This is a genomic window from Legionella quateirensis (assembly GCF_001467955.1).
GTDB lineage: Bacteria > Pseudomonadota > Gammaproteobacteria > Legionellales > Legionellaceae > Legionella > Legionella quateirensis.
The window spans coordinates 185,015-196,813 of record NZ_LNYR01000001.1; the positions used below are offsets into that span (position 1 = coordinate 185,015).

Sequence of the window (11,799 nt, forward strand, 5' to 3'; positions counted from 1 at the left end):
TTATCATTAATGACGAGAAGTGATTGCTCGTTTAGTTGTTTTGCAGAACATAATAATGAAGATTTTAACCAATAAGGTCAATTGATTTCTTGGTAGCACTTAAACTTTTACTTCAAAGAGGTTAGACTATGTGCCATTTTGAATGGTAGGAAGAGTAGTTTTGGATTCTAAATTACCTCAGCACATTGCCATTGTGATGGATGGCAACGGTCGCTGGGCTGAAAACCGAGGTTTAGCTCGAATAGAAGGGCATAGGGCTGGCGTTGAGACAGTGAAGAAAATGATCAGATCCTGTCTCGAAAAAAAAATTGGCTGTCTTAGTTTGTTTGCTTTCAGTTCTGAAAATTGGTCGCGACCCATTGCTGAAGTGAATTTTCTTATGGAGTTATTCGTAGAGGCTTTAAGAAAAGAACTGGCTGAATTAAATCAACATGGAATACGCATCCGTTTTACCGGAGACAGGGAGCCTTTATCTCCTGTTTTGCAAAAGGAAATGCGGGAAGCTGAGTTCTTAACTCGAGATAATCAACAATTAATTTTGAATGTAGTTGTTAATTACGGTGGAAAATGGGATATAGTAACCGCGGCGAAAAAAATGTCTCGAGCCGTTATTAGTGGTCAAGTTGCCCTGGATGAAATAAATGAGTCTAATTTTGCACAATTTCTGGATACAGATGGTTTACCGGAACCTGATCTTTTTATTCGTACCAGTGGGGAATTGCGGATTAGTAATTTCTTTCTTTGGCAGTTAGCTTACACCGAACTTTATTTTACTGAAGTACATTGGCCAGATTTTAATATTGAAGAGCTTGAATTAGCTTTGGAATCCTTTAGTAAGCGCAAAAGGCGCTTTGGTCAGATTTAGACTTTTTAAGAAGGGCAACTGTATGTTCATGCAACGTTTAATCACATCATTAATTTTAGTTCCCTTGGTCTTGATGACGATATTTTATGCGCCATCCTGGTTTTTAGCTGGAGTAGTTTTGCTGGTTTTTGTTGTTGCATGGAAAGAAAGTCTGCAACTTATTCCAATTAGTGTGCTGGCGCTCCAGATCGGCTTTTTATTGTTCATGTTGTTGTCTTTGTGGCTTTGTGGCTATTTGTTTTCTTATTGGTTAACGATTGGTTTGATACTTTGGGTTTTAAATTGTATTGCCATTCTTGGTTTTCCTGATTCTCAGCGCTATTGGGGATATCCTGTTGTGGTTGGTTGTGTTCTTTTGATTCTTTTGCCTTTATTTATTCAAAGCCTGATTCATGTATACGAATTACCACAGGGTAAACCCCTGGTTGTTTATTTACTGTTTTTAATTTGGGCTTCTGATGTTGGTGCCTATCTTGCTGGCAAACAATGGGGAAAACACAAGTTAATTCCACAGGTTAGTCCTGGTAAGTCCTGGGAAGGCGTGTTTGGAGGATACCTTCTTTCGATGGTTGTTGCAGGAGTTGGATTTTATTATTTTATCCCTTATTCCATGTCAATCTGGTTTGGCCTGGCGTTATTAACGGTGACCATTTCCATTTTTGGTGATTTATTCATCAGTATTTTAAAACGACGTTGTCATTTAAAAGATACAGGGACTATTATACCTGGTCATGGTGGTATTCTGGACCGTCTGGATAGTTTAATAGCCGCCTTACCTCTATTTTATTTTGGATTAACTTTTATCCCTCTTGGAATTTAGTTTACCGGTTGGATTAAACAATGGATGGCAACATGCTTTTAACTCTGGTGTATTTTATACTGGCATTATTATTACTGGTTACAGTACATGAATATGGTCATTTTCAAGTAGCACGGTGGTGTGGGGTCAAAGTATTACGTTTTTCATTCGGTTTTGGAAAAGTACTTGCGAGATGGCATGATAAAAAAGGGACAGAATATGCCTGGTCCCTGTTTCCTCTTGGTGGCTATGTCAAAATGCTTGATGAGACTGAGGGGGAAGTAGCTGATCAGGATAAACCGTTCGCGTTCAATAATAAACCAATCTGGGCGCGATCAGCCATCGTTCTGGCTGGCCCCATGTTTAATTTTATTTTTGCGTTTGTTGCTTTATGGTTGGTTCTGGTTATAGGAATGCATTCGCTGGCGCCTATGATTGACTCCGTGAAGCCAGGCAGTCTGGCTGCTAAAGCAGGTCTTGGCCCTAAACAGGAAATAATTGCACTCAACGACACCAAGATAAACAGTTGGCGAGATTTTCAATACGCTATGATGCCGCTCATTGGTTCTCATGAAACAGTTAAAATTACGGTAAAGTCTTTAGTGGATGGTCATCAAAGTCAACTCAGTTTGCCCTTAACGGACTGGAAACTGGATGATAAAGTACCTGATCCGCTGGACAGTCTTGGAATTGAGCCATTTATTCCGACTATTCCACCTGTGATTGGTGAGGTGGTGCCTGATTCTCCTGCAGCAAAAGCAGGACTGGAAGTTGGTGATGATATATTAAGTGTCGATGGTAACGCATTTGATGATTGGATGTATCTGGTGGACTATGTACGAGAGCGGCCTGATACCCAATTAATTCTCCAAATTAAAAGAAAAGGAATAAAGCAGAGCATAACCATAATCACTGGAAGTCAAAAAAACAAGAATAAGATCGAAGGAGTCATTGGCGTTCGTTCACAAAAAGTTGACTGGCCAGCACATTGGTTACGTCTGGAGAGGGAAGGACCAATATCTGCTTTGGGTACTGCATTTAATCAAACCATCCAGCTCACTGGTACAACCTTTACTTTGATGGGTAGACTTGTTACCGGTCGTTTGGGATTAAACAGTATTAGTGGACCAGTTGGGATTGCCCAAGGCGCAGGAAGTTCAGGTAGGAGTGGTTTGGCATCCTATTTATTTTTTCTTGCCTTGGTGAGTATCAGTTTAGGTGCTTTAAATTTATTACCAATACCTATGCTGGATGGTGGACATTTGTTGTATTATGCCTTGGAAATCATTAGACGTAAGCCTCTGTCTGATGGTGTCAAAACCATTGGAGTCTATTTAGGTCTGGTCTTATTGGTTGCCTTAATGTTTGTAGCGCTAACTAATGATATATCAAGATTAACAGGGTAGGGGTCTCTATTCATTTAATGGATTCTGGATATCCACCCTTCTGCGGTTCGGGTGATAAAAAATACCGAGAGAAGAGTGATTAAAATAGGATATTAGAGTTAAGAAACTTGACAGTGGTTTCTACTTCCTATAAAAGGGTTTCAATTTTTGGCGTGACTGAACTGTACTTTAATTTCAGAAGATCGCGTAGTACTGGACGTAAAAAAATAATGAGAAAAGTCAGTAATAAAATAATTTTGGGTGTTTGTTGTTCTACTCTTTTGGCGTGGTCCGCACAAACTATGGCTTCTGATGGCTTTATAGTCCGGGGTATCAAGGTTACCGGATTACAAAGGGTATCTACTGGAACCGTATTAAATTACATTCCAGTACAAGTTGGCGAAGAAATAAATTCCAGTTCAACGGGTCAGATTATCCGTACTTTATATGATACTGGATTTTTCCAGTCTGTTTCTCTTGAGCGTCAAGGAAACATTCTGATCGTCAATGTAGTGGAAAGAGCAACTATTGGCAGTATCACTGTTGTGGGAAATAAAGATATTCCAAGTGATAAAATGAAAGCATTTCTCAAAGAAATGGGACTGGTCAAAGGTCGCGTATTTCAAAAGTCATCTTTAGAGCGGTTGGAGAAAGAGCTGAAACAAGCCTATACCGCCCGAGGTAAATACAATTCACGTATTGAAGCCAAAGTGTCTTCATTAACTGAAAACAGGGTAGCTATTACCATTTCAGTTTCAGAAGGCCGTGTTTCTCGAATTAAAGAAATAAAAATAATAGGTAATCACGATTTTACTACTAATGAACTGTTACCTGAATTTGCTTTGACAACCAGTAATATATTTACTTACTTTACTAAAAAAGATCAGTATTCCAAAGCATCAATGGATGCATCTCTGGAAGCTTTACGCTCATTCTATTTGGACAGAGGCTATTTGAAATTTAATATTGTTTCATCTCAGGTCCTATTATCTCCAGACAGGAAAGATGTTTATATTAATGTTCATATTGAAGAAGGACCACAATATCACTTTTCAGGATATTCAGTAGTTGGAAAAACCATACTGCCAAAAGAAAAAATTGATCCGCTGGTTCAGGTGAAAAAAGGTGATGTATTTTCCCGGAAAAAAGTGACTGAATCTATCTCGGCAATTGGTTTGGCTTTAGGTGATGTGGGCTATGGTTTTCCGGCAATAAGTGCTGAGCCACGTATTGATGAGAATGATAAATCTGTCTTCATTACTTTTGTAGTGGAACCTGGTCGGCATGTTTATGTTCGTAGAATCAATTTTCACGGGAATACCAAAACGGCTGATTACGTCTTAAGAAATATAATCCGTCAGAATGAAGGTGGGCTCTTATCCTTACATAATATTAAAGAATCAGAAAGACAATTACGTTTACTTGGTTATTTAAAAAATATTGATGTTAAAACCAATCCCGTTCAGGGAACCAATAATCAGGTTGATTTGGATGTGCAGGTTGAAGAAGCACCGTCTGCCGAAGCAAGTGCATCGATAGGTTACGGTACTAATGGATATCAATTTAATACATCTGTAAATCAGCATAATTTTATGGGAACCGGGCGTTCCATGGGGGCGTCTTTTAATGCCAGTAAATGGGGGCAGGATTATTCTCTGAACTATTACAATCCGTTCTATACCGATACGGGTGTTGGTCGAGGAGCCAGTCTTTATTACTCAAGGATCGACCCTAAAAATCTAAACGTCAGTACCTACAGCTCAAATCGATATGGTGGCGATATCAATTATAATTTCCCTTTGGGCGAAGCAAGCAGCTTCCAGCTGGGGTATGGTTATCAGGATGTCGATATCAAATCAGTTGGCGCAGTAATTCCAATTCAGAATTTCGTTAATTTATATGGAACTCATTTCCAGGAAATTCGCTTAACGTCTGGATGGAGCAGAAACAGCTATGATCAAATGCCTTATCCCAATAGAGGTTTGAATCAGCAGGCTATTGCCTTCGTTGCATTGCCAGCAACATCACAATCGTTAACCTATTATAAGAGTTCTTACCAGGCGCATGTGTATTATCCATTATTCCGTGGTTGGATTTTTTCAGCTTTAGGTAATGTAGGATATGGAAATACCTTTAGTTACAATGGCTTGCCATTTTTTGAAAACTATTATGCAGGGGGTACTGCACAACCTGGTCAGGTTCGTGGTTATGACAGTTACTCTTTAGGTCCACAGGATAATATGGGCAATGCTATGGGAGCGAACCTCCTGCTTAATGCCAGTGCTGGCCTTATATTACCTTACCCACTAAGTCGCGATAACATCAGAACAACAATTTTCACTGACGCGGGTAATGTGTTTTCTTATGGAACTCCTGATGCATTACGTGGAACTCCTGCTGGCCCAATGCGTTATTCAGCGGGTATATCATTAGAATGGCGTTCTCCATTTGGTCCGTTGGCATTCAGTGTCGCGAAAGCGTTGAATCCGCAACCACTGGATCAAACACAGTATTTCCAATTTGCCCTTTCTTCAGGGTTTTAGGGAAAGTTATTCGGGAAGTAATAATGAAAAGGATTAATGAAAACTATTGCTGTACATATCGCAACCTTTTTCGAATTGTGCTAGCATCACTATCTTTAAATTAGGAGATAATTATGAAACGTTTTGGTGCGGTATTAGTCGCATTGGTTTTTAGTTTATGTGGCACAAGTGTATTTGCTGATTGGGCAAAGATAGGTGTTGTTGATTTACAAAAAATCATGCAGACATCCAGTCAAATGAAAGACATCCAGGCAAAGCTGGAAAAAGAATTTAAACCACGTCGTGACAAGTTAATGTCTGTAGAATCAAGCTTGAAGAGCGACATGGAAAAATTCAAGCGTGATGGCGCTATTATGAGTGCTTCACAAAAGAAAGATTTGGAAAAGAAAATTGTTGCTGCACAACAACAATTTGAGCGAGATGGACAACAATACCAACAAGAATTAAGTACTGCTCATAATGAAGCAATGGAAGGTCTGTATACTAAAGTTCGTGCTGCAATCTCTAAAATTGCTAAAGACGAAAAGTATGACATCATTGTTCAAAAAGATGCAACTCCATTCAGTTCTGATTCATTAGATGTAACCGACAAAGTTATTAAAGCAATTAACTAGTTCGGCGGACGAATTGCTGACCCTTGCGCAATTAGCTGAAACTTTAGATGGCGTCTGGCATGGAAATGCCAATCACGCCATCTTTGGTTTATCCTCTCTGGTGCGTGCTACGTCTAAAGATGTCGCTTATTTTGAAAATCCTTTGTTGCGCAATACACTAAGTCAAACTGCCGCAGGTGCTGTTATTCTGAAATCAGAGCATCTTCATTTGTGTCCAGTCAATTCTATAGTGGTTTCTAATCCCGTGGCCTCAATGAATGAAGCAGTTAAACTGTTTTCCCCTGCCGAATCTCCTAATTTGGGAATACATGAGACAGCTCGAATTCATCACTCCGCACAAGTAGGCAACCACGTTTCGATTGGTGCTTTCAGTGTAATTGGTGAGCATGTTCAAATAGCCGATGGTGTTACTCTTGGCGCTAATACAGTCATTGAATCAGCGGTATCAATCGGAAAGGGCAGCAGGATTGGTTGTGGCGTAATGATTCATTCAGGTTGTCGTCTGGGGACTAATGTCCGCGTTAATTCAGGCTGCATTATTGGTTCATCACCCTTTAATTATATGAAACAGCATGGAGTTTGGCAGCAAGGTCCGGATGTTGGCGCGGTCATTCTTTCCGATGAAGTACAACTGGGTGCCAATACGGTAATTGATAGGGGATCGCTGAGCGATACCTATCTGGGCGAAGGTGTGTGTGTCGATAATCTGGTGCAGATTGCACATGATGCGTTTATTGGGAGTAATACAGCAATAGCCGGATGCGCTGCTGTAGGTGCTTATGCACATATTGGTTCTGATTGTATTATAGGGGGAGCAAGTTGTATTGCTGCTTACGTTCGATTAACCGATGATACTGTTATTACGGGTATGTCGACAGTAAGTAAATCAATAGCCAAGTCCGGTATTTACTCATCAGGAACATTGGTACATGAACATGATCGATGGCGCCGAAATGCAGCACGATTCAAACGGCTGGATGATTATATGATTAAATTGGGTCTGTTAGAGAAAAAATTCAGAAATGATGATTCATTAATATAAACAAAGCAGGGGTACTATTCATTCAAAATTCCGATTGATTGAGGTAATTAGTTGGATATTTTTGAATTTTACGATTGATTAGAGCAGTGTAAAACAAGATAATGAATATTCTTTTATAGAATTCAATGATGAAATGATTAAATGAGAAACAGTGTATGAGTGAGTATATTGATATAAACCAGATAATAAATTTGTTACCGCACCGTTATCCATTTATTTTGGTTGACAGAGTCCTGGATTATAAAAAAATGGATTATTTGACAGCCATCAAAAATGTTACCATTAATGAGAACTTTTTTACGGGTCATTTTCCTGGCAATCCAATTATGCCAGGCGTATTAATGCTTGAAGCATTAGCTCAAGCCTGTGCAATTTTATCCAATCTTTCCCGGCAACCTAAAGAAGGGCATGAATTTTTGCATTATTTTGCAGGAATTGATAATGCGCGCTTTAAACAGATTGTTACGCCAGGTGATCAATTAAGGTTGGAAGTAAAGTTAATAGGACAAAAGAGAGATTTTTGGCGTATGCATGGTGAAGCTTATGTAGGTGATAAATTGGCTTGTTCCGCAGACTTATTAAGCGCAGCAAAGGAAATTCTAAAGTGATAGATGAAAGAGCGATGATTCATCCATCTGCAAAGCTGGGAAAAGGGGTATCTATTGGCCCTGGTACAGTTATAGGTGCAGATGTTGAGATTGGTGAAAATACCTGGATTGGTCCTCATGTAGTGATAGAGGGGCCAACAACGATTGGTAAAAATAATAAAATATTTCAATTTGCTTCAGTAGGTGATGAACCTCAGGATATCACTTATAAAGGTGAACCGACACGTTTGGAAATTGGTGATAATAATGTAATACGTGAGTATTGTATGATTAGCCGTGGCACCGTTAAAGGCGGTGGCGTTACCCGTGTTGGAAATAATAATTTTTTGATGGCTTATTCCCATATAGGTCATGATTGTATGGTTGGTGACCAGATTATTATGGTGAACTATGCGGCCTTATCAGGACATGTCATCGTCAATGATTTCGCAATAATTGGTCCTTATGCTGCCGTACATCAGTTTTGTCATGTTGGTGCTTACGCATTTATTGCGCGTGCAACTTACGTTACTAAAGATGTATTACCTTATGTCATGATTGCAGGACATACTACTTCTGCATGTGGAATAAATACTGTTGGATTGCGCAGACGGGGTTTTTCTTCCTCAGCTATTGATAGTTTAAGACGAGCTTATAAAATTATCTTCCGAAAAGGTTTGACGGTTCAACAAGCTGTAGCAGAACTGGAGCTGATGCAGGGTGAATGTCCTGAGGTCATTCCAATGATTGATGCTTTGAATCAATCTACCCGCGGTATTGTGAGATAGATGATGATTGCTCCCTACCTGGCTGTAGCTTTTGGAGGGTCTTTGGGAGCAATTTCGCGTTATGCCACAGTAATTTTTGCACAGAATATATGGGGATTACGATTTCCTTATGGCACTTTGATTGTCAATACTTTAGGTTCCTTTTTAGCTGGTTTCTTTCTTACTTTATTAGTGGGGCGTTTCAGCGCTGAAGAGTATTGGCGTTTGTTTTTCTTTACTGGTTTTTTAGGTGCCTTTACCACGTTCTCAAGTTTTGCTGCTGAATCATTATTTCTGTTTGAACAGGGGCAATGGTTAAAATTGCTGATTAATATTTTAGTTAATAATATCGGAGCCTTGACAATGGTACTTGTGGGTACTTTTGTTGCTCGATCTTTGCTTGCAGGATACCTTGATCCAACTTAATACTTAGAGTGTTTACTTATGTTAGATAATCAATTACTTCGTGAAGACCCCCAGCATGTTGCCTCTCAACTTTTAAAGCGTGGCTTTAAATTTGATGTGAAGGCATTTTCTGAATTGGAAGAACAACGTAAAGCATTACAAGTCAGTACGCAGTCGCTACAAAATGAGCGAAATATGCGTTCCAAAGCTATAGGCGCAGCAAAATCTCGCGGCGAAGATATAGAGCCCATGCGAGAAGAAGTGAATCAACTGGGAGTACGATTAGAGCAACAGAAAGCAGAACTGGAAGCAGTATTACAACACATTGAGGCAATTGCATTATCTCTGCCTAATATTCCGCATGAATCTGTGCCAGTAGGTAAAGATGAGCAGGATAATAAGGAAGTAAGACGTTGGGGTACAATTCCTGAATTTGATTTTCCAGTAAAATCTCATGATGAATTAGGTGATGCATTGGGACAAATGGATTTTGCTCTGGCAGCTAAAATTACTGGTAGCCGTTTTGTGGTGATGAAAAATCAAATAGCAAGACTGCACCGAGCATTAATTCAGTTTATGCTTGATACGCATACCCAACAGCATGGCTATCAAGAGATCTATGTACCTTATATTGTTAATGCTGACAGTCTACTGGGTACTGGGCAATTACCAAAATTTGAAGAGGATTTGTTTAAACTTACTGGAGATAATGGTTATTATTTGACTTCTACAGCTGAAATACCTGTAACGAATACAGTAAGGGATACTATTTTATCTGTCGAATCCTTACCGGTGCGTTACGCATGCCATTCACCTTGTTTCAGAAGTGAGGCAGGATCTTATGGAAAAGATACCAAAGGGATGATTCGTCAACATCAATTCGAAAAAGTGGAATTAGTCTGGATAACGAAGCCAGAAGATTCTTATGATGCTCTGGAGCAGTTAACCCATCATGCCGAAGTGATATTGCAGCGATTGGAGTTACCTTATCGAGTTCTAGCCTTGTGTACTGGTGATATGGGGGCTGGATCTGCAAAAACGTATGATCTTGAAGTTTGGTTACCCAGCCAAAATACGTATAGAGAAATTTCTTCATGTTCTAATATGGAAGCTTTTCAAGCGCGTCGAATGAAAGCGCGTTACCGAAATCCAGAAACCAATGAGATGGAATTGGTTCATACATTAAATGGTTCAGGGTTAGCTGTAGGTAGAACTCTGGTTGCGATTATGGAGAATTATCAGGATAAAGAGGGCTCTATTCGTATACCTAACGTCCTAAAACCCTATTTGGGCGGGATGGAGGTTATTTTAAATTCTCCAAAGTAGAGTGTATTTCTCTGCTTTGTACTAGATACAGCACTCGAACCGTCCGATATAAACAGTGTTTAATTTGACCACAGATTATAAACACTGGCACTGAGCTGTGCAACCGGTTTGATTGGTAACACTTTAAACCGGGATGATAGGTAACAGATTTAAGATGCTAGAGCCTATTAATTTTATTCTCTCTAGCATCAATAAGACCTAATTTTAATTTTGAAAAATATAAAGTAGCCCGTCCATCATCAATCATTTCTAAACCTAATGGCTCACCATGTAATAACTCAGAAACAAAATATCTTTTATTAAACCACTTAATTTGTCCATTTGTTTTGACCTTTCTTATTTCAAAATGAGCAGGATATGTGACTTCGGGCATATTATCGAAATATGTTTTATGAGATGCTTGATAAACATCAGCTGGTCTTTTTCCGTTTAGAGCTTGATGAGGACGCTCATGATTATACTCGTTTCTAAATATATCAAAGCTGTTTTGTTGCTCTGCAAAATTTGTTTTCGGTGGAGAAGCTACAGCCTCTTTTAAAGTACGATGCATTCGTTCATGCCGCCCGTTTTGTTCTGGATGTCCTCGCTCGATACGTTCAGGCATGATGCCTAATTTCAACCACCAAATAGATAATGATGTTAAGGCTCCAATACCTAAACCTGCAAAGGGTTGTCCGTTATCTGTTCTAATGAAATCAGGCAAACCATATTCAATGAACGCTTGTTTAAATCCATCCATGGTTTCTTTCGTTCTCGGTCCTACCAGGCCTTTACATACCAGCAAAAAACGACTGAAGTTATCCGTTATAGTTAATGGATAACAGTATGGTTTTCCCACCCTAAATTGCCCTTTAAAATCAGCACTCCAAATACGATTTGGCGCATCGCATTCAGAAAAAGGTTCTGTATGAGCTACTACACGTTTTCTATATTTCTTTGGTTTAACAAGACCATGCTTTTTTAAAATATCCCCTATAGTACTTACGGCCGGCCAATCCTCATGAGCCTCATTTAATAACAACCAATCTCTTAATTTTTCGGGACCCCATTTGGGATATCGGTATTTCAGTTCAATCAGTCGCTTTTGTTTCTTATGAGGCGTTGCATTCGGATGATGGTGGCGTGCATGGGATCGCGGTCTTATTGCAAGCTCTCCCTCTTCTTTGTAACGATTAATGAGTTTATAGCCTGTCTTACGGCTAATTCCATATCTTGTACATAAATCTGTAAAATCAAATTCGGCTTTTAACCAATCTCCAATAAATTTTAATTTTTCAGTCTCTGCTTGAGTGCTTTGCCAATTCATCGATAACACCTTTTTCTCCTGAGAAAGTGTTACCTATCATCCCGGTTTAAAGTGTTACCAGTCTACCCGGTTTGCACCGTGGGTCCGACCCGGACACATCGGTAACACAAATGACCGGACACATAGGTAACAGTTAACATTCATACAGACCAGAAAAAGG

General features: G+C 39.4%; 11 protein-coding genes. 10 read left to right on the plus strand and 1 reads right to left on the minus strand.

Annotated elements, in window-relative coordinates; genetic code table 11:
* Positions 1-160: 160 nt before the first annotated feature.
* From uppS to serS, 10 genes are all read left to right on the plus strand, one after another.
* Entirely contained in the window at positions 161-865 is a 705-nt protein-coding gene (gene uppS, locus Lqua_RS00950) for a polyprenyl diphosphate synthase (protein ID WP_058472455.1), read from the plus strand.
* Positions 866-887: 22 nt separating this feature from the next.
* Positions 888-1,685 (plus strand): phosphatidate cytidylyltransferase, encoded by a 798-nt coding sequence (locus tag Lqua_RS00955; RefSeq protein WP_058472437.1) that lies wholly within the window; start codon positions 888-890, stop codon positions 1,683-1,685.
* Between the two features lie 32 nt (positions 1,686-1,717).
* Positions 1,718-3,070, plus strand: a complete 1,353-nt coding sequence (gene rseP / locus Lqua_RS00960; protein ID WP_058472456.1) for an RIP metalloprotease RseP — start codon at positions 1,718-1,720, stop codon at positions 3,068-3,070.
* Positions 3,071-3,279: 209 nt separating this feature from the next.
* Positions 3,280-5,592, plus strand: coding sequence for an outer membrane protein assembly factor BamA (gene bamA, locus Lqua_RS00965; protein WP_058472438.1), 2,313 nt, complete (start codon positions 3,280-3,282; stop codon positions 5,590-5,592).
* Positions 5,593-5,705: 113 nt separating this feature from the next.
* On the plus strand, positions 5,706-6,206 hold the full coding sequence (locus Lqua_RS00970) for an OmpH/Skp family outer membrane protein (protein WP_058472439.1): 501 nt from the start codon (positions 5,706-5,708) through the stop codon (positions 6,204-6,206).
* 13 nt (positions 6,207-6,219) lie between these two features.
* Positions 6,220-7,248, plus strand: coding sequence for a UDP-3-O-(3-hydroxymyristoyl)glucosamine N-acyltransferase (gene lpxD, locus Lqua_RS00975; RefSeq protein ID WP_058472440.1), 1,029 nt, complete (start codon positions 6,220-6,222; stop codon positions 7,246-7,248).
* Between the two features lie 155 nt (positions 7,249-7,403).
* Positions 7,404-7,856 (plus strand): 3-hydroxyacyl-ACP dehydratase FabZ, encoded by a 453-nt coding sequence (gene fabZ / locus Lqua_RS00980; RefSeq protein ID WP_058472441.1) that lies wholly within the window; start codon positions 7,404-7,406, stop codon positions 7,854-7,856.
* Positions 7,853-8,623, plus strand: coding sequence for an acyl-ACP--UDP-N-acetylglucosamine O-acyltransferase (gene lpxA / locus Lqua_RS00985; RefSeq protein ID WP_058472442.1), 771 nt, complete (start codon positions 7,853-7,855; stop codon positions 8,621-8,623). The genes fabZ and lpxA overlap by 4 nt, the downstream gene beginning before the upstream one ends.
* Positions 8,624-9,028, plus strand: a complete 405-nt coding sequence (gene crcB / locus Lqua_RS00990; protein WP_058472443.1) for a fluoride efflux transporter CrcB — start codon at positions 8,624-8,626, stop codon at positions 9,026-9,028.
* 18 nt (positions 9,029-9,046) lie between these two features.
* Positions 9,047-10,333: a serine--tRNA ligase gene (gene serS / locus Lqua_RS00995; protein ID WP_058472444.1), complete on the plus strand. Its 1,287-nt coding sequence runs from the start codon at positions 9,047-9,049 to the stop codon at positions 10,331-10,333.
* A 157-nt stretch (positions 10,334-10,490) separates the two neighbouring features.
* Here the strand turns inward: serS and Lqua_RS01000 are convergent, their stop codons facing one another.
* Complete coding sequence (locus tag Lqua_RS01000; protein WP_058472445.1) at positions 10,491-11,639, minus strand: integrase core domain-containing protein; 1,149 nt, start codon at positions 11,637-11,639, stop codon at positions 10,491-10,493.
* Positions 11,640-11,799 lie beyond the last annotated feature (160 nt).

Bases quoted from the DNA above. Each gene is read 5' to 3' on its own strand.
- Lqua_RS00955 (WP_058472437.1), top strand. From the start codon at position 888: ATGTTCATGCAACGTTTAATCACATCATTAATTTTAGTTCCCTTGGTC.
- rseP (WP_058472456.1), top strand. From the start codon at position 1,718: ATGCTTTTAACTCTGGTGTATTTTATACTGGCATTATTATTACTGGTT.
- bamA (WP_058472438.1), top strand. From the start codon at position 3,280: ATGAGAAAAGTCAGTAATAAAATAATTTTGGGTGTTTGTTGTTCTACT.
- Lqua_RS00970 (WP_058472439.1), top strand. From the start codon at position 5,706: ATGAAACGTTTTGGTGCGGTATTAGTCGCATTGGTTTTTAGTTTATGT.
- fabZ (WP_058472441.1), top strand. From the start codon at position 7,404: ATGAGTGAGTATATTGATATAAACCAGATAATAAATTTGTTACCGCAC.
- crcB (WP_058472443.1), top strand. From the start codon at position 8,624: ATGATGATTGCTCCCTACCTGGCTGTAGCTTTTGGAGGGTCTTTGGGA.
- serS (WP_058472444.1), top strand. From the start codon at position 9,047: ATGTTAGATAATCAATTACTTCGTGAAGACCCCCAGCATGTTGCCTCT.
- Lqua_RS01000 (WP_058472445.1), bottom strand. From the start codon at position 11,639: ATGAATTGGCAAAGCACTCAAGCAGAGACTGAAAAATTAAAATTTATT.